At 41.7% G+C, this 22,559-nt stretch carries 19 protein-coding genes and 1 pseudogene; 7 read left to right on the top strand and 13 right to left on the bottom strand.

Translation table 11 applies throughout. The features are described from left to right. Nucleotides 1-84: 84 nt before the first annotated feature. Both QPX86_RS01985 and QPX86_RS01980 read right to left on the bottom strand, forming a co-directional pair. Nucleotides 85-828, bottom strand: a complete 744-nt coding sequence (locus QPX86_RS01985) for a peptidase (protein WP_285163947.1) — start codon at nt 826-828, stop codon at nt 85-87. Further along, a complete protein-coding gene (locus QPX86_RS01980; protein WP_285163946.1) occupies nt 828-1,490 on the bottom strand; it encodes a peptidase in 663 nt (220 codons plus the stop codon). Before QPX86_RS01980 ends, QPX86_RS01985 begins: the two co-directional genes overlap by 1 nt. A gap of 354 nt (nt 1,491-1,844) precedes the next feature. Between QPX86_RS01980 and QPX86_RS01975 the strand changes: the two genes are divergently transcribed. Both QPX86_RS01975 and QPX86_RS01970 read left to right on the top strand, forming a co-directional pair. Then, on the top strand, nt 1,845-3,005 hold the full coding sequence (locus QPX86_RS01975) for a Kelch repeat-containing protein (protein WP_285163945.1): 1,161 nt from the start codon (nt 1,845-1,847) through the stop codon (nt 3,003-3,005). A gap of 158 nt (nt 3,006-3,163) precedes the next feature. Further along, nucleotides 3,164-3,631, top strand: a pseudogene (locus tag QPX86_RS01970) (hemerythrin domain-containing protein); the annotation flags it as partial. A gap of 158 nt (nt 3,632-3,789) precedes the next feature. Here QPX86_RS01970 and QPX86_RS01965 read toward each other — a convergent pair. The 10 genes from QPX86_RS01965 to lptM form a co-directional block, all read right to left on the bottom strand. Continuing rightward, nucleotides 3,790-6,912 (bottom strand): efflux RND transporter permease subunit, encoded by a 3,123-nt coding sequence (locus QPX86_RS01965; RefSeq protein WP_285163944.1) that lies wholly within the window; start codon nt 6,910-6,912, stop codon nt 3,790-3,792. Between the two features lie 12 nt (nt 6,913-6,924). Next, nucleotides 6,925-7,995, bottom strand: a complete 1,071-nt coding sequence (locus QPX86_RS01960; protein ID WP_285163943.1) for an efflux RND transporter periplasmic adaptor subunit — start codon at nt 7,993-7,995, stop codon at nt 6,925-6,927. Continuing rightward, on the bottom strand, nt 7,992-9,323 hold the full coding sequence (locus QPX86_RS01955; RefSeq protein WP_285163942.1) for a TolC family protein: 1,332 nt from the start codon (nt 9,321-9,323) through the stop codon (nt 7,992-7,994). Before QPX86_RS01955 ends, QPX86_RS01960 begins: the two co-directional genes overlap by 4 nt. Nucleotides 9,324-9,452: 129 nt before the next feature. Then, nucleotides 9,453-9,884, bottom strand: coding sequence for a hypothetical protein (locus QPX86_RS01950; protein WP_285163941.1), 432 nt, complete (start codon nt 9,882-9,884; stop codon nt 9,453-9,455). Nucleotides 9,885-10,110: 226 nt separating this feature from the next. Then, on the bottom strand, nt 10,111-10,827 hold the full coding sequence (locus QPX86_RS01945; RefSeq protein ID WP_220753728.1) for an HAD-IA family hydrolase: 717 nt from the start codon (nt 10,825-10,827) through the stop codon (nt 10,111-10,113). Beyond that, nucleotides 10,827-11,783 carry a tyrosine recombinase XerC gene (gene xerC / locus QPX86_RS01940; protein ID WP_285163939.1) on the bottom strand — a complete coding sequence of 319 codons (957 nt, stop codon included), beginning with the start codon at nt 11,781-11,783 and terminating at the stop codon, nt 10,827-10,829. Before xerC ends, QPX86_RS01945 begins: the two co-directional genes overlap by 1 nt. Nucleotides 11,784-11,818: 35 nt before the next feature. Then, nucleotides 11,819-12,436, bottom strand: coding sequence for a DUF484 family protein (locus QPX86_RS01935; protein WP_220753787.1), 618 nt, complete (start codon nt 12,434-12,436; stop codon nt 11,819-11,821). A 74-nt stretch (nt 12,437-12,510) separates the two neighbouring features. Further along, complete coding sequence (gene dapF, locus QPX86_RS01930; protein ID WP_220753727.1) at nt 12,511-13,338, bottom strand: diaminopimelate epimerase; 828 nt, start codon at nt 13,336-13,338, stop codon at nt 12,511-12,513. A 71-nt stretch (nt 13,339-13,409) separates the two neighbouring features. Beyond that, nucleotides 13,410-14,654, bottom strand: a complete 1,245-nt coding sequence (gene lysA / locus QPX86_RS01925) for a diaminopimelate decarboxylase (RefSeq protein WP_220753726.1) — start codon at nt 14,652-14,654, stop codon at nt 13,410-13,412. A gap of 31 nt (nt 14,655-14,685) precedes the next feature. Continuing rightward, the gene (gene lptM, locus QPX86_RS01920; RefSeq protein WP_259651305.1) at nt 14,686-14,862 is read right to left on the bottom strand and encodes an LPS translocon maturation chaperone LptM; all 177 of its coding nucleotides are present in this window, start codon (nt 14,860-14,862) and stop codon (nt 14,686-14,688) included. Nucleotides 14,863-14,942: 80 nt separating this feature from the next. Here lptM and cyaY point away from each other — a divergent pair, with 80 nt between their 5' ends. After that, on the top strand, nt 14,943-15,272 hold the full coding sequence (gene cyaY, locus QPX86_RS01915) for an iron donor protein CyaY (protein WP_220753724.1): 330 nt from the start codon (nt 14,943-14,945) through the stop codon (nt 15,270-15,272). A 71-nt stretch (nt 15,273-15,343) separates the two neighbouring features. Here the strand turns inward: cyaY and QPX86_RS01910 are convergent, their stop codons facing one another. Next, entirely contained in the window at nt 15,344-17,773 is a 2,430-nt protein-coding gene (locus tag QPX86_RS01910; protein ID WP_259651304.1) for a class I adenylate cyclase, read from the bottom strand. 255 nt (nt 17,774-18,028) lie between these two features. Here QPX86_RS01910 and hemC point away from each other — a divergent pair, with 255 nt between their 5' ends. The 4 genes from hemC (at nt 18,029) to QPX86_RS01890 (ending at nt 22,245) form a co-directional block, all read left to right on the top strand. Then, nucleotides 18,029-18,958 (top strand): hydroxymethylbilane synthase, encoded by a 930-nt coding sequence (hemC, locus tag QPX86_RS01905; RefSeq protein ID WP_220753722.1) that lies wholly within the window; start codon nt 18,029-18,031, stop codon nt 18,956-18,958. 17 nt (nt 18,959-18,975) lie between these two features. Further along, a complete protein-coding gene (locus QPX86_RS01900; RefSeq protein ID WP_285163938.1) occupies nt 18,976-19,692 on the top strand; it encodes a uroporphyrinogen-III synthase in 717 nt (238 codons plus the stop codon). Nucleotides 19,693-19,825: 133 nt separating this feature from the next. Then, nucleotides 19,826-21,076 (top strand): uroporphyrinogen-III C-methyltransferase, encoded by a 1,251-nt coding sequence (locus QPX86_RS01895; RefSeq protein ID WP_285163937.1) that lies wholly within the window; start codon nt 19,826-19,828, stop codon nt 21,074-21,076. Further along, on the top strand, nt 21,073-22,245 hold the full coding sequence (locus QPX86_RS01890) for a heme biosynthesis HemY N-terminal domain-containing protein (RefSeq protein ID WP_285163936.1): 1,173 nt from the start codon (nt 21,073-21,075) through the stop codon (nt 22,243-22,245). The genes QPX86_RS01895 and QPX86_RS01890 overlap by 4 nt, the downstream gene beginning before the upstream one ends. Nucleotides 22,246-22,559 lie beyond the last annotated feature (314 nt).

Raw genomic sequence — 22,559 nt, 5'->3', positions numbered from 1 at the left:
ATTCTTAATTCGTTGTATTTAAAAAGGCTAATCAGAGATGATTAGCCTTTTTTGTTTTCCATGTGTTACCTACTGCTCGACGAATTAAGTAATCTTAAATCGATACCGCTTCATCACCATATTTTCAATCACCCAATACAAACCTGTAAGCGATAAAGTCAGCATCATTAACCCAAATAGCCAACTAAAGGGATTATTAAAACTGCCTTGGTGCAGGTAATCCATAAAGTGCAGCTTAAACATCAAATCGGCTAAATCAGTGTGATCATTTTTATGGCCAACTAATCGACCATTTATACCGTTAATGTAAATTCGTGTATTCAAATCATCATTCATGCTGACTTGCCACAATGGATTACATTCTTTTGGCCACTCTTTAAAGCTGGTAGATAATTGTCGATGACTCATTATCTCGCCTGCTCCGGTATAGCTTTGCAAGGCTATGGATTCTGCCAAGTCGACATCAATAAGGACTTCTTTGCCGCTATACGCATCAACTAAGACTTGCTGTTGGCAATTATGCTGATATCGCTGCACTTGCTCGTCTAATAAATACATAGGTCGATCATTAAGCACAATAGTACTAACCTGTTCCATCGGCTTATATCGCTCGAGAATAGACGATAAAGGTTCTAGCTCATGACGGCTAAATAGAGTTAAATCTAACGGTGCTTTACTGCGATAATAATGGCTGCCTTTAAGATCTTCACTTGGGGTGATATTGAAATAAATCCCTGTCCCTAGCCAGATTAATAATTGAATACCAACAATAGTGCCCAACCAGTAATGACAAAACCTTAGCCAACGTTTTATATTTTTGGCTTTCATTAGCTATACCTCTTACGCCGTTGCCAAATCAATATCCCACCAGCGAATACAGCAATAAACGATCCTATCGCTGTATAAAATAATAAGGCGTTATCAATGGCTTCACCGTCGTCATAATCCATTATGTGCCACTTCCAAAATAGATCGAACCAGCGCCAATATTCATGACGCCTTGTCACCACATCGCCTGTCTGTGCCGATATATACAGTGTTGATTGGGCAATATCATCAAACCTGACTTGCCAGACAGGTAAATGTCTTGCGGCTAACTCTGATGGGGCTTGAGTGTTGAGTAACTTGATTAAAACGATACTAGCAGAAGGTGAAATGGCATCCTGATGCTGAAATGTTAATGCAATGGCTTTTGCTTGCGCTTCGGTAATACTGCCAAAAGGCTGGCCAGATTGCGCGTTAATCAATAATGACTTTTCTGGTAACTTAAGCTGATACACCATTTGTTTAAGTAAGGTTTTTACAATGACAGCTTGAGCATCGGGGTATGCTTGATAAAGCTCAGAAATTGGGTAAGAGATAGAAGATGGTGATATTTTATCTGCTTGTTTCACTGCAACATGATCGCTGCGGATAAAACCAATATCCATCAATACAAAATAGCTGCCAGTAAAGCCCCATATAATAATTGGAACTGCAAATATCAACATGAGCCATCGGTGAATAAACTGAGCTGAGGAGACCTTCTTAAGGGTTTTATTGACTGCTTTTTTTGGATTCAAAGTAACAAATTGCCCGTGTTTTATTATTCTATTTTGAGTGAATAGGGTTTCTCACAACAGTGAGCAAATTAATTCAGAAAAAACTAACTTACCGTAAAATTGACTATAAAACAGCATTTAAATAAGAGGTCAAACTTACAAATTTAACTATCAAAGCCATCAGCAGTAATTCTTACCTGTATTAGCTTTGATTTACTGCTGCGATAACAAATATGTTTAAATGTGCATGACTAGAAATAGAAAATTAAAACTAAAAAATATTAGAAATCACAAGGATTGAGAATGAGTCGATTAAGCCAGCTTGGCGCTGTTATCACAGCGCTTGTGAGTTTTATGCCTTCAGCAAATGCGAGTTATCCCCAGTTACCCGAAGGTGTGTCTAACAACGCTGTAGCCAAAGTGAAGACAGCAAAAGGCGACTACTTATTGAGTTTTACTGGCTTGGCTGAAGGTAAAGGTTATCAAGCTGTGCATAACAAGGTTTGGGGGGTTAATCTTTCTGCGCCTAATCCACTATGGCAGCCCTTAAACCCAGTTCCTTTTGTCGCGCCATTAGCAGGTCGCCTTGCTTCAATCGCCGTGGGGCTTAATGATAAAGCTTATGTCTTTGGCGGCTATACCGTTGCCAAAAACCATGAAGAAATAAGCACTGTCGATAACTACCAATTTGATGTGCTAAATAACCAATACCAACGCATTGCTGATATGCCAGTGGCTGTTGATGATACTGCAGCAAGTGTATATCAGCAGAGATATATATATTTGTTTGGCGGCTGGCATAACGACGGAAACGTCAACCTAGTCCAAATTTACGACACCAAAACGAATACCTGGGATCAAGCGAGCCCTATGCCAGCCCCAGCTGTTTTTGGCCAAGCTGTCGCCATGAGTGGCAATAAAATCGTGTTCTGTAATGGTGTGAAAGTACAGGCTAATATTGGCAAACGTCGCAGTTACCAGTCATCACCTGTGTGCTTATATGGCGAAGTTAATCCTCAAAACCATTTAAGAATAAGTTGGCAATTACTGCCTCACTACTCTGTTGCAAATGAACAAGCTGAACACGACTCTCAAGCTAACCATTCTCTAGCTAATAATCTTCAAAAAACACCAGTTGCTCATTATCGTATGGCTGCAACAGGAGTAAAGACAGGTAAATCTGGACAAGCTATCTTTATGGCGGGCAGTGACAACCCCTATAACTACAGTGGCATTGGATATAACGGCGAGCCGAGCGAGCCATACAGCCAACAATACACCTTTGACTTTGACACCATGCAATGGCTTAAACCACTTCAACTTGAAACACCAAGCATGGATCATCGTGGCTTAATTTGTCATCAGGGCAAGTTGTTGCGAGTTGGCGGCATGCTTGAGCAACAACAAGTCAGTAAACAGGTGTTAGTGAGTCCACTATTGAATGGGCAAAAGTGTACTCAGTAAGAGATACTCGTCTTAAAATTATGTGATCCAACTAGCAATTACTCATCAATATGATTGCTCACACAAAAGATGCATTTAAAATGCATGTATAATTTAATGCATCTTTTGGAGCAATCATGTCTTCTACCAATTTTGAGCAATTACAAGCTTTATCAATTCCCGCTTTAATTGACCATCTTGAAGCAACGCATCACCAATATGTTCGTGAAACTGCGCCGCTTTTAGTGGAGTACTCGCAAAGAATGGTACAAGCCCATGGCGAAGATTATGCCGAGATTAAGCCATTAGCCATGCTAATTGGTGCGCTGATTGCTGATTTGATGCCGCATTTAATGAAAGAAGAACAGATTTTATTCCCAGCGATGAGAAGACTAGCTGCTGGCGAAGAAGTGAATGGTTGCTTTGGCCATATTGGTAATCCAATTAATGCCATGGAGCATGAACATGATCATGCTGGCAGTGTTTTACAGCAGTTACGTGAACTCACCAATAACTACCAAACTCCTGAAGGCGCATGTAGCACTTGGCAAAAATGCTACAAAACCTTGGCTGAATTTGATGCTGATTTACAGGTACATATTCATACTGAAAATGAGTTACTGTTTCCAAAAGCACTCGCAATCTAAACCTTAACCGTTTGGCTAAATAAAAAGTTTCATCAGGTCCTTGGCTCTCGCTCCCCCAGCAGAGCCATTTTTTCTTATGGGGTTAATACACTCCAAGATGAAACACTCAAAACTAAAAAGCCTCGCATTAAGCGAGGCTTTTTAGTTAACACCACAATCTAGTGATGTTTCTTTTCGCTTCTTTGATGTGCCATCCGGTACAAAATAGGCAGTACAAACAAAGTGAGTAACGTTGACGAGATAATACCGCCAATCACTACCGTAGCAATAGGTCGCTGTACCTCTGCACCAGTGCCAATATTCAGCGCCATAGGAACAAACCCTAAACCGGCCACTAGCGCCGTCATTAATACGGGTCTTAACCTGATTAATGCACCATCAATAATGGCATTAAGTAACTCGCCTTTCTCATGATATAACTGACGAATAAAGCTCAGTAGCACTAATCCATTAAGTACAGCAACACCCGACAATGCTATAAAGCCCACTCCAGCGGAAATCGACAATGGCATGTCTCTTATCCACAGCGAAATGACCCCACCTGTTAGTGCAAGCGGAATACCTGTAAAAATAATCAACGCATCTTTTACCGAGCTAAACGCCATGACTAATAAACCTAAGATAATGGCTAAGGTCAAAGGCACTACAATGGATAATCGTTGACTTGCTGATTCTAGTTGCTCAAATGTGCCACCATACTCCAACCAATAACCTGCAGGTAAATCTACTTGCTGACTAATTTTTTGTTTTGCTTCAGTGACGAATGAGCCTAAATCACGACCGCGCACGTTAGCAGTCACGACCATACGGCGTTTGCCGTTCTCACGGCTGATTTGATTTGGAGATGGCGCGATATCTAATGTCGCGACTTCAGATAAAGGCACATACTGCCCCGATGGCAGCACAATAGGTAACCCTTGTAAGTGATCTACATCTTTACGAATATTTTCAGGTAAACGCTGAACAATCTTAAAGCGACGATCACCTTCAAAAATAAGTCCTGCCTCTTCACCACCGATTGCGGTTGCTACAAAGTCTTGCAACTCGGAGACAGTTAAACCATAGCGTGCTAACGCCATGCGATCAGGTTGAATCGACAGCATTGGCAAACCAGTTACCTGTTCAACTTGAAGATCTGACGCCCCCTCAATTTTCTCTAGCACTTCATGAATGGCATTAGCCGAAGTTAATAATTGCTGTAAATCATCGCCAACCACTTTAATGCCTAAGTCAGCACGTACACCTGATATGAGTTCGTTAAAACGCATTTCAATTGGCTGAGTGAGCTCAAAGTTATTACCAGGCTGACCAGAAACAGCATCGACAATATCTGCGGCAAGCGCATCATGACTCATTTTAGGATTTGGCCACTCATTACGTGGTTTAAGCATAATAAAGGTATCGGCAATATTTGGCGGCATAGGATCGTTCGCCACCTCTGGGGTTCCGATTTTAGAAAATACATTCAGCACTTGAGGGAAGTGTTTAATTCTATCCTCAAGCATCATTTGCATCTCTACAGATTGCTCTAATCCTGTACCTGGAATACGAATCGCCTGCAGTAAAATATCTTCTTCATTAAGCTGTGGAATAAACTCTGAACCCAGTGTAGTGGCTAACCAAATTGACAATGCCACCAATCCAACAGCGGCACTCAACACTAACCAGCGAAACTTCATTGCTACAATCAACAATGGCTTATACAAAGATTTACTTACGGTAATAACGCGGCTTTCTTTTTCGCTAATCTTACCTGTCATGAACAAAGCAACTGCGGCAGGAACAAGCGTTAACGACAGCACTAATGCTGCTAAAAGCGCCATCACAACAGTTGCAGCCATTGGGTGGAACATCTTGCCTTCGACACCTGTGAGGCTAAATAATGGAATATAAACCACGGTAATGATCAATACGCCAAATAAGCTTGGGCGAATGACTTCATTTGTTGCCTCATACACCAATTGTAAACGTTGTTTACGAGGCAGAATATTCCCGCCATTTTGCGCCTGTGCTTGGCCAAGCCTGCGAATGGCATTTTCGACAATAATGACTGCACCATCGACAATAAGGCCGAAATCTAATGCTCCTAAACTCATCAAGTTTGCTGAAACGCCCGCCTGTACCATGCCAGTCATCGTCGCTAACATTGCCAGCGGAATTACCGCAGCAGTGATTAATGCAGCTCTAGCGTTACCGAGTAGGATGAATAACACCACAATCACTAGCAATGCGCCTTCAACGAGATTTTTTTGGACTGTATATACCGCTTTATCGACCAATGTTGTGCGATCGTATACTGCCTCAACTTTAATCCCATCAGGCAATGACGCTTTAACGTCTTCAAGTCTTTCAGCCACGGCTAATGATACTTGGCGTGAATTCTCGCCCACCAGCATCATTGCGCTGCCTAATACTGTTTCTTTTCCGTCTCTAGTGGCTGCGCCTGTTCTTAATGCCTTACCAATGCCAACCTCTGCCACATCACTAATTAAGATTGGTGCGCTATCGATGCGCTTAACCACAACCTGTTTAATGTCGCTAATGGTTTTAAGCTGCCCAGCTGAACGAACTGTAAGTTGCTGTCCTTCGCGCTCAATATAACCTGCACCGCGATTACTGTTGCTGCTTTGCAGCGCAATTTTAATATCGACAAAGGAAACCCCATAGGTCAACATTTTCAATGGTTGAGGCGTGATGTGATATTCCTTATCAAAGCCCCCAATGGTATTTATTTCAGTCACCCCTTTTACTTGAGCTAATTGCGGTTTAATAATCCAGTCTTGGATTTCTCTTAGCGCTGTAGCATCGAAGTCACTTCCATCAGCTTGTTTAGCATTAGGTTTTGCTTCAATGGTGTACATGAAGATTTCGCCAAGGCCAGTAGAAATAGGCCCCATTTCAGGCTCAATTCCAGCAGGTAAAGCTCCTTTTATGCCATTTAAACGCTCGCTAATAAGGTTACGAGCAAAATAAAGGTCCGTGCCTTCATCAAACACGACTGTCACCTGCGATAATCCATAGCGCGACAATGAACGAGTGTTAGACAAATTCGGAATACCCATTAGGGCATTTTCAATCGGATAAGTAATCCGTTGTTCGGTTTCTTGTGGTGAGTATCCCGCTGCACGCGTGCTTATTTGCACTTGTACATTGGTAATATCTGGTACGGCATCAATCGGTAACTTCTGATAACTCCAAAGACCAACAGCAACCAGCAATAAAGCTAAAAACATCATCATCCAGCGTCGATTAATCGCAAGACGCAAAACTGATTCAATCATTTCTCGTCTCCTTTAATGGACGTGGGCAGCACTAGATTTTTCAAGATCCGCTTTAAGAAGAAAGCTTTTCTCTACGGCATACTCTTCGTCAATAGCTAAACCTGATAACACTTCTGTCAATTGGCTATCACTTTGACCTAACTCAACAATGCGTTTTTCAAAGCCCTCTTCATTGCGGACAAAAACCACTTGTTGACCTTCCATAACCTGCACAGCACGATTATCAATAACCATCGACACAGATTGCTGACTCAAGGTTAATTCACCTGATAATAAAGCGCCTACAGCCCATTGCCCTTGCCTATTGTCTAGTGGCACACGAGCCAATGTATAAGCTTGGTTGTTCGTTGAATTGAGAAGGTGTTGAATTGTTGACTGCACTTGCAGTTTATTAGCATTAGCAGGAGTTGATTCGATAATAAGGTGCTGACCAACCGATACTGAACCTAACTGTCCAGGGAAGATTTGATACTCAACCCACAACTCAGCGTCATTCATAATTGTAAGCAGCACATTGTCTGTAGCTAGTTCGCCGACATTAGCATGTCGACTTACCACGACACCTGAAATCGGCGCTGAAATTGAGTAATGTTTTAAGCTTGCATTAGATTCAACTTTGGCAATCACTTGTCCCGCTTTAACGCTGTCACCTACCGCAAAATTAAATTCGGTGATGAGTCCTGAAAATCTAGCTTTCACTGGACTTATGGCCGTTTCTGGTACCACTGTTCGACCATATAAAGTCACTGTTTGTTTGATATCACCAGGCTGCGCTAATTGAGTGACAATCCCGGATACAGATAGTTGTTCTGCACTGATATGAATTTGGCCTTCTTCATGTTCATCGTGCCCATGTTCGTCATGTCCGTGTTCATCGGAATGAGTATCTGAATGGTTATCTGAGTGAGTATCTTTATGTTCATCATGCCCATGAGCATCATGAATTTGTTCATTAGCGTGATCGTCTGAATGCACATCTTCATGACCATGATCGCCTGAAGCATAAGCTGGAAGAGCTAACATTAAGACGGCCGTTATAGCAAGATGAACCATAGTAAAGTTATTGAATGGTCTTAAGTTCATTTTGGGAATCCTTGGAAATCTTTAAAAAAGGTATGTTGAGAGGCTGATAGAGGTTCGGCGATTAATTGTTCTATATCCACGCCATAACGCAGTGCTGAAGCGGCTGCATCAATTAAAGCTCTTCGAGAAAAAAGTAACTCTTCCCTTGCAGTTAAATAATCAAGATAACTGTATAACCCTTGTTCATAGGCTTTTTGAGTATCTTCTAAGGCTAAGGTTAAGGTAGGAATGACACTGGTTTGTAAACGATTAACGGTGACAATTGCTTGTTTACGACTGGCATAAGCTCGATATAACTGAGCATAGAGTTCAAGCAGTGCGACTTCGCGGTTAATCAGTACTTCATCCTTCGCCGCTTGTGCAGAAATGACTGCTCCTGAATTTCTGTCACCTCTAAATAACGGCACACTGAATCCAGCTGTTAATGCCATGTCGCTAGTTTGCTGCATTTGCTTAACGCCAACAGACCAACTCACATCTGCACTCGATTGAGTTTGAGCAAACCGTAATTCAGCTTCCTTTAATTGAGCTTGGGTTAGATATGCTTCAATCGCAGGGCTGTATTTCACCTTTTCAAACAATGGCGCTAACGCAACATCATCGGTAAATTCAAATAAACTACCTTCCAGAGATTCAAAGTTAACATTGGACTCGCCCCACATCATGCTGAGGGCTAACTTGGCATAATCATGCTGATGTAGCTGAGTTTCGGCGACAAGCCTGGCATTGAATACTGCAGCTTGAGCACGTTTAACTTCAGCATCTGGTGTGACCCCTGCTTCAGCGCGGCTTTTCACTACCGTTAAGGTTTCTTCTGCAAGTATTAAGGAGTCAGCTGCTAGCTCTAATTGCGATTGCGCAGCTAGCACATCAATATAACGACGAGTTGCGTCACCCAGTAGACTTAGGGCTGCAATTTTTTGTTCAGCTTCAAGTAAGGCACGCTTTTCATTCACCATCCCTGAGCGTGCTTCTAACTTATCACCCAGTTCAATGACTGAAGACAATGACACGCTAAATTCGGCACTGTCGACGCCTTGGTACTCTCCTGAACCTGCAACATTATCGACGTCAAATCCAATTTCATAGCCAGGAGTTAATGCTTGCGTGTGCGCTTCGCCATCTAAGGCAAGCTGACGGAATTTGAATACTTTTAATGAAGGATGTTGCTGCTTAACACGTTCAAGCACCGTCGTTAATGACAGAGTTGACTTAGGCTCTTCAGCACTAACGTTTTGAGATATCGGCGCAAGCAGCACTAATACGCAACACAAGATAAGCTTGGGCAAAATAATGCCCGGTCGGGCGATATTAACATTGTAAAACATCTGAGTTTTAGCCTCGATTTAATACAAAAATACAAGACAAGCTGAATGCTATTACAAGCATAAAACACAGCGAGTCAAAGCAAATTGATTAATAAAATTTGCTCATAAGATAAAATTTTGAATTAAAGGTTAAACTTGGGGAGGGCGTAAAAAACTAAAATACGGCGCTTCGACAGCGGTAGAGTTAAATGAAAATACAAAAGAGTCGGGGGCAGAATTAACCCCATGCATCACTGTTATAGGGTGCATTAACGTCATACAACAAGAGCAACAATTATTACTGCACTCGCTGCAATCACTTTCAATATGACTAATGACTTGCACTTGTTCATCACACAGCTCAGAGCCTTGAGTTGAAGCCTTCTCGAGATACTCAGAGTGCTCATCAAAGTCAGCTGTCATGTTAACAGCAGAGTTGTCATCACAGTCTTGATGTTCAAATGAACAATCATCCGCCATTGCACCAACAGACTGCATCGTTAAAATCGCGATCAACAACATTCGCCCCAGCTTAGCAGGAGACGTCATAATGATAGTTCGGATCACACGATATAAATTCATCTGAATTTAGCAATTACCTTGGCAGTAAAAAGCATTTAAAAGAGTAGCAACATTTGTATCCATACAGTTTAAGGCAATCAAAAATAAAACACTATGGGCAGCGCTTGTTGAGTATTAAAACTGGATGAAATAAGTTCAAAAACCTCGACAACTGCACAGTTCTTTATAAATGACATACTCTACTGAGCCACAAATCAACCTACCAACCGACTTATACTAAAATATCTTAATGCGCAGCAAGCAAACTGATTTCTTGTAGCTCATCGACTTCAATATGAGGCAGAATATGGCGAGCTTGCTGGTTATTTGCAGGGTTGAGGTTTAACCACAAACTCTGGCAGCCCGCAGCGCGAGAACCTAACACATCACTGATTGGATGATCGCCAATGTGCAATAGGTCTTGATGTTCAATCTCAAGATGCTGGCAACTTAAGTCAAACAGGTCGCTATAGGGTTTCATTCTAACCCCATGCCCAGGATGAACCACAAACTCAAGCACATCATCAAGCCCAATTCTGCGAGCATCAACATTACCATTGGTTATGCCCACTAATGGATAATGTTCGCCTAAGTCAGTCAGTAGTTTAAGCACGCTTAAATCGACTTTGAAGTCACTGCGGTGAAAGCAAAAACACTCTAGCCCCTGCTGAGCACCTTGGCTGGCTTCAACTTCTGAGTAATCCCATTGGATTAAAGCCTGACGAAGCACCTCGTAACGCGCAGCGGTAGTGTCATGAGCAAGTTCTTCATGTACCGCAATTACCTTCGCTTTTAATTCGCGCCATTGAGTGAGCCCCCATGCATCAGGTACGTTAAATTGCTCCTGCATAAACAGAGACAACTTGGACTCGGCTTTAATAATATGCGGCGCGTTATGGTACAAGGTATCATCTAAATCAAAACTGATAGCCTTAAAAGGTCGAAGTCGTAAATACTGTTTCATTATTTCCCCTTGGCTTTTTTCGCCCTAGGATGAGCACCATCATAAACTTTTGCTAAGTGCTGAAAATCGAGACTGGTATAAATTTGGGTGGTGGATAAGTTAGCGTGTCCCAATAATTCTTGCACTGCTCTTAAATCGGCACTTGATTCAAGCATATGCGTTGCAAAGGAATGTCGCAATTTATGAGGGTGAACTTTTGCAGATAAAGATTGCTCTTGGCCCCATTTCTTCATACGTAATTGAATACTACGATGAGATAAACGTGTCCCTTTTTGGCTAATAAATAACGCATCCCCTGCCTCGATTTTGGCTAAATCAGCACGGCACTCACACCAACTATTTATTGCTTCTATGGCCATTTTACCAATGGGGACAACTCGTTGTTTACTGCCCTTACCCATGACTTTGACTTCGTTTTGGCTAAAGTCTATGTCATTAATATCTAAGCTCGCCAGTTCGGCTAAACGCAAACCACTGGAGTAAAACAGCTCCATAATAGCTTTGTCACGTTTACTTAAAGGATCGTCGGCATCGATATCCAATAGGTGCGTGACCGCATCCAAGTCCATATTTTTAGGTAATGGCTTAGCTTGTTTCGGCGCATTGAGAGTTTTAGCTGGGTTTACTTTTATGGCTTGTTCACGGACTAGAAATTCAAAAAATTGCTTAAGTGAAGACAAGCACAAAGATAACGAACGAGGGCTTAGGCCTTGGCGATGAAGTTTGGATAACACAGCTTGCAATTGGTCACGATTGACCGCTAACCACTGGCGGTCATATTCCTCTATAGATGTGCCTTTTGGGATCGAAAAGATAATTTCTGCCGCACGATGAATTTCATACAAATAGTTTCGTACTGTGTGTGGCGAAAGTTGTTTCTCTGAACGAAGGTAGCGTTCAAATGCAGCTAGCCAACTGATTTGACCCATGACACTGCCTCCAATAGTTGCAGTCATGCCTATATAATCCACAGAATTAAATAGGCAGCCAATTAGAATTTTGGCAACATATGATCCAATAAGTCTCTTATTTGTTGGAAAAAGAGATGATCCATATCAGGGTGAAAATGAGCAGCATCTGCTGAAGCCACACCAAAAATAACTTGGCCGTTTTCGTCAGATAATTTAGTCAATGCTACCGAACCGACTTCTGTACCAAAAAGTCGTTTAGATTCAGACTGTGTCAGGCGGCCAAAGTAAAAACCTTGTTGGATACGTTGACGCCAGATATTGGCTAACTCACTGTCGATATCATGGACAGTAATTAAGCGAACATGAGTAAAGCCAAATTCAGTCTTTAACTTTTCAGATAGCACTTGTCTGAGCTCACCCAGATCTTCACACTTTAAGATTTTCATCGATAAATCACTGTTAAAACGGAATATCTTCTCGTTTTCAGTGGCTATCTTCATTAAAGAGGTAATTTCTTCTTCAAGCTGGGTAACGCGCCCACGCAGCATTTCTTGGCGACGTTCAATCAACGACACTGAACCGCGTTCGTGATGCGACAGTCGCATTGCTAACAGTAGCTCAGGGTAGCGATTAAAAAACTCAGGGTTATCGAGCAAGTATTCGCGGATCATCAACTCATCAAGAGGCAAGTCTTCCATTACTATATCTGTGCCTAATGAAGCAGCAGATTGCGCATTTTCAGCCAATAACTTTTTAGTATTGATTACGTCGCTCATAACTGGATTTGTCCATCAAAAACGTGTTCCGCAGGCCCAGTCATCCATAATGGCTTTCCTTCACCTTCCCAATTAATGGTCAAGCGGCCACCAGGTAAATCAACTTTAACTTGCCTGTCTAATTTATTTTGCATAATTCCGATTGCTACAGCAGCGCATGCGCCTGTGCCACAAGCTAGTGTTTCTGCGGCGCCACGTTCATACACTCTCAATTTGATATGGCCGCGATCGACAACTTGCATAAAGCCAACATTCACCCCTTTAGGGAAACGTTCATGCTTAGTCAGCATTTGGCCGATATCTTCAACCTCTGCAGTCGCAACATCGTCCACCTCAAGCACACAATGAGGGTTGCCCATTGAAATAGCGCCACACAAGAACGTTTGCTTTGGCGTTTGCAGTAAATAGGTTTTTTCAGGGCGTTTAGCACGAAAAGGAATTTTGCCGGGTTCGGTAACAGGTACGCCCATATTAACGGTAACAGTGCCGTCACGTTCAAGTCGCAAGGTCATTTTACCTGAACTGGTACTTACACGAATTTTGTACTTATTAATTAAGCCTTTATTACGCACGAAGCGGGCAAAACAGCGAGCGCCATTACCACATTGTTCGACTTCACCACCATCGGCGTTAAAGATTCGATAATGGAAATCTAAATCAGGATCGTACGGCGGCTCAACTAACAAGAGTTGGTCAAAGCCAATACCGAAATTACGGTCGGCTAAACGGCGAATTTGATCAGGCGAAAAAAACACATTTTGTGTCACGCCATCAACCACCATAAAGTCATTACCCAGTCCATGCATCTTGGTGAATTGGATCAAAAGAGTTTCCCTTATCGAACTAAAAAATAAACCGAATCGGCTTTAATAAAATGATTAAAGCCATCAAACGATTAAGGTAGTAGATGTTCACCTTGCCACAATTGCTCAAGCTTTTCACGCTCACGGATCACTTGGTTTTGATCTTTATCGACCATGACCTCTGCTGGTTTCGGGCGTGAATTGTAATTTGACGCCATCACAAAACCATAAGCACCACTTGAGCGCACTGCAAGTAAGTCACCAGCTTGCACATTCAGCTGACGGTTTTTACCCAAAAAGTCACCAGTTTCACATACAGGGCCTACCACATCGTATTCAAAGCTTGGCGCTGAGGTGAGCTGCACAGGAATAATGTTTTGCCACGCACTGTAAAGCGCTGGGCGGATTAAGTCATTCATCGCGCCGTCAACAATGGCAAAGCGTTTATCGCTGTTTTCTTTCAGTGATAACACTTCCGTGACAAAAATACCTGCATTTGCCGCAATTGCACGGCCTGGTTCAAATATCAATTTAAGTGGACGTTCGCCCAAGCGTTCAAGTAACGCTGCTGCATAAACATCTGGATGTGGCGGTGTTTCATCATCATAAGGCACACCTAAGCCACCACCAACATCAAAGTGTTTAATTTCAATGCCATTGGCTGCTAAACGGTCAATAAGTGCCAACATACGATCCATGGCATCTAAAAACGGCTGCATTTCAGTCAGCTGTGAACCAATATGACAATCAACCCCTTTAACGGCGAGATGAGGTAATTCATGGGCGCGAGCAAACACTTGCTCTGCTTCATCCATGGCAATACCAAATTTGTTCTCTTTAAGGCCAGTAGAAATATAAGGATGTGTCCCTGCATCAACATCAGGATTTACCCGTAGTGAAATTGGCGCAACCTTACCTAATTTACCAGCAACTTCGTTTAACAGTTCAAGTTCGGCACTTGATTCAACGTTAAAACAATAAATACCAGTATTCAGTGCTTGTTCCATTTCAGCTGTGGTTTTACCCACACCAGAAAACACCACTTTTTTAGGATCGCCGCCTGCAGCGATAACGCGGGCAAGTTCACCACCTGAAACAATATCAAAACCACTGCCTAAACGCGCCAGCACATTTAACACAGCAAGGTTTGAGTTTGCTTTTACGGCATAACAAATCAAATGAGGGTGATCAGCGACTGCATTATCAAATGCATTCCAGTGACGCTCTAATGTCGCTCGTGAGTAAATATATAACGGTGTGCCGTGGGTACGAGCAAGTTCAGCAACAGAGCAGCCTTCAGCAAAAAGTTGATCTTGTTGATATGTAAAATGATCCAAAATGCGGTTCCTTCAAATTCTTTTGTATTTTTTATGTCGACTCTTGAGACTGCTCTTGAGTTTTTTGTTCGGTTTTTTCACTAGTAGGCTCTTGCGGTTTTCGCTCTTCCTGATTGGTTTCTACTTCAGGAGATTTATATAACGGGCCTTGTTGTCCGCAGCCAATAATGGATAGGCTAGCAAGCATTACTAATAAAAACAGTCTCATTTTTCTCAACATCTATGCATCTGGGGAGTTATAGCCTTATAATCGCATTCATAACCTAGGAAGTACAAGGATAGAAATACATGGCTATGACAGATACAGAATTTCATCAGTTGGCTGATGAGATGTTCAGCAAGATTGAAAATGCCATTGAGGCTGCGATTGACGAACAAGATGCCGATGTCGATATCTTCGCAAGCGGTAATGTACTGCAGTTAGAATTTGAAGATGGCTCGCAAATTGTCATCAACAAACAAGAACCTTTACATGAGTTGTGGATAGCCAGTCGTACCGGCGGGTACCATTTTGCTTTTGTAGACGGCAAATGGTTTGATGAGCGCAATAACAGTGAATTCATGCCTTTTGTTATTGATGCCATTACTAAGCAAAGCGGTATTGCACTTTCTATCTAGTGAGCTTGTTTAGCGCATCAGATTTGATTTAAACCTAATCGAATCAATGCCAGGATGACGATGAATTGAGTTTAGATATCTGAACTCAATTCATTCATCGCCACCCCGAATGGCACCACATTAAGCTCACCATCAATTCTTTCCAGTTTAAAAAATTGCGGCATATTAAAATAGTGCAGCGACGAATCATCTCGCTCGAAGGCGAAGCTGTGACTTTCTTTTTCAACTAATTCCTTCATCGACAGGTCATCAAAGATTTGATGTTTTAACTGATTAACCTCATCAATGATAAAAACATCCAGTGCATCGGGACGCTGTCTTAAAAAGTACTGTTTAGCGCCTTTTGAAATATATAATTTAATCACACTGGGAATGCTGCGATAAGGATCTTGCTTCAATACCGCGACCGGAGCTGTTAGTTCAGGCTTTTTAAATCGCTCAACTTTTATTGGAGCAACTTTAACTTCTCTCCCTTTAAGCTCTTTATAGACCATACCCATTGAATTAAAATACAAACCGAAACGCTTATCTGACAACTCAATTGGATGCATTAGCGCTGATGATGCTCTCGCATCATGGCAATATTTAACGCAAAGATGAAACACTGATAATAGTGCATCATTAATTTGTTTTTTAAGTCTTTCAGCACACACCACAACCTCAATATCAACCTGATCAGGTGTGCCTTTTAGCCCTAAGGCTACAAAGGCGAGCGCTTCTAATAAACCTTGCTCTCCTTTAAAACGATGACATTGCCATTCGCCCCAACTGTTGAGGCAAATCAGTTCAACAGTCGACAGCATATTTTGTTGCTTTTTACCTAATGAGAAAACATTGCCATTCATGTAGTCAATCATGATTTCTTGGCCTTGCCACTTCAAAGTAGGGTCGCCATCAACATTCGCCACCACAATGACTTTTTTGTAAAAATAAGGCTGACATAACTCCGCCTTTGAGACTTTATTGGCCGTGGTGAGTAGAGGAACTAGGCGACTAGCTAATGCGGTTAACACACTAGAACGGTGCTTTTTACGGCCATATTCTTGCCAAGAAGTGTCATCAGTAGAAATACCATTCATGGCAGACCAAGCAATCAGAGCCGTGGGGGTATCAGCCTTAATAATTGATGACTCACCTAATAGTTGTCCTGACTTTAGCGGCTGGCGATAAAGATAATAGCGAGATTCTTTAATGCTATGAATAATGGTCATGTTCGGTTCGAATACCGAGCGGCTCCATAACTTATTTAATGGCAACAGCTGGTGCTCATCATCACTAAAGTAGGTATGAAGTTTGCGCGCAAGCATGCCTAGTTCTTCAACTCTGAATCGATCGCTTAATGCTTGCTTTGAGGCAAACTCTAACAAGGTACGGTAGCTGATTAATAACAACTCATTCAGTTGTTTATTAAACCATTTCAGCTGACCAGAGTGCCAGTGTTGGCTGTTGTCTAGGGTTTCTAGCAAGCTGGGCGGCCAACTCCAATCATTAACCAACTGCTGCATTTTGTTGCGACGCCAATCACTACCAACACACGCATTGGTTAAATTTACACCGCACTTTAGGTAAAAACAGCGGCGTACAATCTCTAAACGTCTGATATCGCGCTTACTTAATAAATAACGTTCAATACGTTGATATAAAATCAAATAAGCATCATTGGACTCTGAAAAATCACCCTGTTCACATTGCTGCCAAATTTGTGCAGTAATAAAGTGCGACTCTGGATAGTCAGCGGCATAGGTTTCTAACAGTAATACTTTCAGTAAGGCTTTATGGGGTTTGTTTAAGCCTTTATACAATTGCCATAATGAAGCGCCAAAATACTCTGTAGCAGGCATGGATTGCACATCACCTAAAAACAATACCGACTCATCTTGAATTGAATTTGGCCACCAACCCACCGTTTTACCGGCCAGCCGAATGTGCGAGCGATAAAACTCTTCCAGTAATAACCAATGCTGTGTGCTGCCGCTATGTTCCTCGCCTAACGAGCTATAACAGTTTTCAAAGGCGCTACATTCACGAAATTGCAATGGATGAACTAAGTAAAAATTAACTTCAAAATCAAAGGAAGCAAACCACTGAGTTAGCGCTGTGGCTTTTTCAGTAATCAAGCTTAGGTCGGCAAGACTTAAATTGGCTTTATAAACCAGCCATACATCAACATCACTTTTAGGGTTTTGGCCAAAGCTTGCTGTACTGCCCATTGAGTAAACACCTTCGAAAGCACAAGGCTCTGCAGTGTTTGATGCCAATTTAGGTAAATTGAATGCATCACAAGCCAGGTAATCATTTTTAGAATCTTGATATTGGCTAATACCAAAAGGCGTTAATGCAGAATTACCGCCAGGAAGTTGTGGGTGATGATGTTGAATGAGGTATCCAATGAGATCAAACAGCTTTTGCTGTTTTGGTGACAACAAAGATTGAACTCGTTCGTAGCGAACAAGATTAAGTTGATTGGCTATGTCGGCTGAAGAACAAACATTCTCTATCAAGGCTTCCATCCTTGTACTATCACTCTACGACTGATTCGAACTAAAAATTAAAGAAATCACTTACTTTAATTAGCATTAAATTCATTAGTAATAACTTGTTCATGGTATCAGTTTTATTGAAATACGCCAGTAAATGAGATCTAGGTCACAAAAAAATTATGTGCATAGGTCAAACAATCGCTATCGGTTTGTTACATAAGCCAACGGGCAATGTTAGCATTGTCGCAATTAAGTCTATCGATGGAACTCTCTGGCATGTCTCAAAATGTTATTCGTATCGCTACTCGTAAAAGTCCACTGGCTATGTGGCAAGCTGAATTCGTTAAAGCTGAGCTTGAACGTATTCATTCAGGTTTAACTGTAGAACTTCTTCCAATGAGCACTAAAGGAGACGTGATTTTAGATACGCCTCTGGCTAAAGTGGGTGGTAAAGGTTTATTCGTTAAAGAACTTGAAGTTGCTATGCTTGAAGATCGCGCTGATATCGCTGTTCATTCAATGAAGGATGTACCAGTAGATTTCCCAGAAGGATTAGGTTTACAGGTTATTTGTGAGCGTGAAGATCCACGTGACGCTTTCGTATCTAACACATACAAAACGATTGAAGAGCTACCACAAGGTGCTGTAGTTGGTACTTCTAGCTTGCGTCGTCAGTGTCAAATTCGCGCAGCTCGTCCAGATCTCGTCATCAAAGACTTACGTGGTAATGTCGGTACGCGTTTAGCTAAGCTAGATGGCGGTGATTACGATGCCATCATCCTTGCTGCAGCTGGTCTAATTCGTCTTAAATTAGATGAGCGTATTGCTAGCTTCATCTCAGCAGAAGATTCACTACCAGCTAACGGTCAAGGTGCTGTAGGTATTGAATGTCGTATGAATGACGAACGTGTTAAAGCGCTACTTGCTCCACTTGAGCATTTAGAAACTCGTTACCGCGTACTTGCTGAGCGTGCTATGAACACTCGCCTTGAAGGTGGTTGTCAGGTACCAATCGGTGCTTATGCTGAAATCGAAGGTGACACATTAAGCTTACGTGGCTTAGTCGGTAATCCTGATGGTAGCCAAGTGATTGAAGGTGCTGTATCTGGCCCTAAAACTGATGCGATTGCATTAGGTGAAGCGCTAGCTGATGACTTACTTAGCCGCGGCGCTAAAACAATATTAGACGCTGTTTACAACAAGTAATCAGGCAAAGTCAAAATATGCAAGTCTTGCTAACGCGCCCTGAAGGGCGCAATCAAGCGATGGTGCAACAGCTCCAAGATAAAGGTGTCGGCTTTATTGTCACGCCTTTATTAGCTGTTGCTCCAACTCATTTCACCATTGAACCTCAACAACTTTCTCAAACTGACTGCATTATTTTTATCAGTACTAATGCAGTAAATTTTGCAGCGCAGTCACTCAAAGGTCGATTCCCCAATTGTCGCTATTATGCGGTTGGTCAAGCTACTGCTGATGCTTTAACTCAATATAATATCCGCGCCGAAGTTGCTCCAGCAGACAGCCAAGATAGTGAAGGATTGTTATCACTTGCTTCGTTAGCAGAGATAAAACAGCAACGGATCATGATAGTTCGAGGAGTTGGCGGCAGAGAAACCATTGCAGAACAATTAAGCTTAAGACAAGCCAATGTTAACTATTGGGAAGTTTACCAAAGAGTGATGCCAAAGCTTGATGCACAAAGCGTTTGCAGCCAATGGCAAACTGCTAAAATTGACACTATTGTCGTCACCAGTGGCGAAGTCCTTGTTAATCTAATTAATCTTGTTCCAAAAGAGTTATTTGCATGGTTGCAATCATGTCATATCATAGTGCCTAGTCACCGAGTGGAACAAAGGGCGAAAACAGCAGGATTTTGTCACGTCACCAATGCTAATGGCGCGAACAATCAAGCTGTTTTACAAGCGTTATCTCTTTAATCATTAAAGCAAAGTCCGTTATTTGCGATATTGTTTAATCCTGCCAGACTTGTACCCTATCACTCAAATATTTATGTCGCGCAGTAGATGGTCGCACTAGTACATAGCCACACTAGGCACTCAAGGACAGCTCATGGAAAACAATAAGCAAGATTCAAGTCAATCAAGTACGAAAGATTCAACCGTTGAATCAGTGAATAATGAGGCTGAGTCTTCGACTGAATTAGAGCAAAGCAAGACATCTAATACTCAAAAATCCACGAGTAAAAATCATCAGAAAATCCAGACAACGGATGCCAAAGATTCAGAAAAGACTCATCGCACCTACAGTGATCCTGAAGTGGCTCCGAAACAAAAAAGTTCATGGTGGGTAAGACTTAGTATTTTATTATGTCTTATCATCGCGCTAGTTGGCATTGGTATTAGCTACTTATTACTAATTGAGCTTGAAAGCCAAAAAATTGAGCTACAGACTCAATACCAACAAACTCAAGCCATCAGCAATGAAGTAACAGAAGCTTTAATTGAGCCTAAAAGACGCATTGCAGAGCTAGAAGTACAGCAACAAAATGACACTTTGGCTTACCAACAACAAAATCAATTAGCTAAATCTCATCAACAATTGCAAGAACGGGTAGCCACTATTGCTCAGCGTAATCCGAACCATTGGATGGCATCAGAAGCTGAATATTTAGTGCGTATGGCTGGTCGAAAGTTATGGCTTGAAAACGACCCTAAAACTGCTGCAAGTTTACTGAGCTCGGCAGATGATCGTATTGAAGCAATGAAAGACCCTGCACTATTACCGATACGTCGCGCCCTTGCTCATGACCTAGCCCAAACTAATGCCATTAAAACAACAGATGTAGCAGGTACCATCTATTCGATAGATAGTATATTAAATCAATTAGATAGCTTGCCATTAAATCGCGCTAAGGCCCAAACAGCTGAAGACTTGGCAGAGCAGCATGTGATGACGGATTCGTTAGATGATTGGCAAAGCAATCTCGCTAAAACATGGCATTCGGTTACTGATGGTTTCATCACAATTAGAAAACGCACAACAGATCTGGAGCCGTTACTGGCTCCAGATCAACAATGGTACTTAATCGAAAATATTCGTAATAAGCTACTGCAAGCACAGCTGGCTTTATATCAACACGATGAAGTCAATTACCGTCAATCAATTGGGTTTGCCCGTACTTGGATCCAGCAATATTTTGATTTAGATGAAGCGCAAACTCAAGAGACCATGACAGCTTTGGATGCACTCATTACTGTTAAAATTGAGCAAGTAAAACATACCAATTTTGAGTCGACTCGGTTGCTACAGCAACTCATTACCTTCGGCTCATTGGTTCCTGCAGAGGAACCGCAACTATGATTAAAATCCTAGCTTATGTCATCATCATTCTAATTGGTTTTTGTATTAGCCCTTTTATTATTGGCAATACAGGCTATGTCTATATCGCAGCAGGTGAATACCAAATTGAAACCAGCCTAGTTTTTGGTTTACTGGGGTTAGTACTGTTTTATTGTGCTTTACAGTTACTTGAATGGTTAATTATCTTTTTACTTAATATCGTCATTAACAGCCGATACTTACCAGAAAGGTGGCGTAGAGAAGCCGCCAAGAAATATACCATGCAAGGCGCGCTTGCCCTCGCAGAGGAAGACTGGCCAAATGCAGAAAAAGCCATGGCAAAAGGTGCTGCAAAAGGCGAGCTACCAGCTTTAAACCTTTTTGCTGCCGCAAGAGCTGCTCATCACCAACGAAATACTAATGCACGTGATAAGTATCTCGCTGAAGCTGCTAAAGATCCTTTAACGAAAGCAGCAGTCAATACTTCTAAAACTCGCTATTTGATCCAACAAGGTAAGTTAACTGAAGCTCGCATTGAACTTGATGCCTTAAATCCAACCAGTAAAAGTAAAGCTCCAGTTCTCAAGCTGGCATTAGATCTTTATCAGTTGCAACAAGACTGGCAAGCGTTGAAAATTTTATTACCCGTGATCCGTAAACGACAAATAGTTTCTGAGCAAGCATCTAGTGATATTGAACACTCAACCAATACAGCCTTGCTGACATCAGCGGCAAAAATTAGCGAGCAAGAGCTAGAAAAGTGCTGGCATTGGCTGAGTAAATCAGAACGTAATCAAGCTAAGTTAATTGCGATATATGCTCAAGGGTTATGCCAATATAATCGCAAGAAGGATGCCTTAAAGCTCATAACTAAGAGCCTTAAATCCGAACCGGAATCAGATATGTTATCTAAATTGCCATTATTAATTGACTCGGAAGATGAGGATATCCGAAAGCTATTGTATCGCTTTAAGCAGACTCATGCACATAATGCCGAATACCAAATTTGTTTAGCAAAACTAGCTCAGCAACAGCGCGATATTAAGTCAGCCAAAAGTCATTGGTCTCAGGTCTGTGAAATTATGCCTAAACGTGAATATTGGTTAGCTTTAGCCCAAACTCAAGAACAACTTGGTGAAAATACACCTGCGTTACAGAGTTATCGTAAAGCTGCGAATTCCACTGAATAGTTTCCAGTGAAGCGAATAGTTCATTTATTCAATAACCTGCCAATGGCAGGTTTTTTTATATAACTACCTTTCTTAAGCCTCATTTGAATCACCCTAAAAGTAGACTAAAATTTCACATTGGTTAACCTCACAATTTATTATTAAAACTTTAACAATTAGTAGTAATCACTGAGTTACATTGATTTGTCACATAAAAAGTCAAATATATTACTTTTCATAGTCTTAACCACTATAACCACATTGGTCAAAAAATTGACTATCGATACAAATAAAGCTAAAATTGTTAAATTGCGGTTAATGCCCACCACTAACCA

The sequence above is a fragment of the Shewanella goraebulensis genome, from assembly GCF_030252245.1.
GTDB lineage: Bacteria > Pseudomonadota > Gammaproteobacteria > Enterobacterales > Shewanellaceae > Shewanella > Shewanella goraebulensis.
The sequence above is the reverse complement of the archived record's forward strand: the minus strand, read 5'-3'. Positions and strand labels throughout refer to the sequence as shown.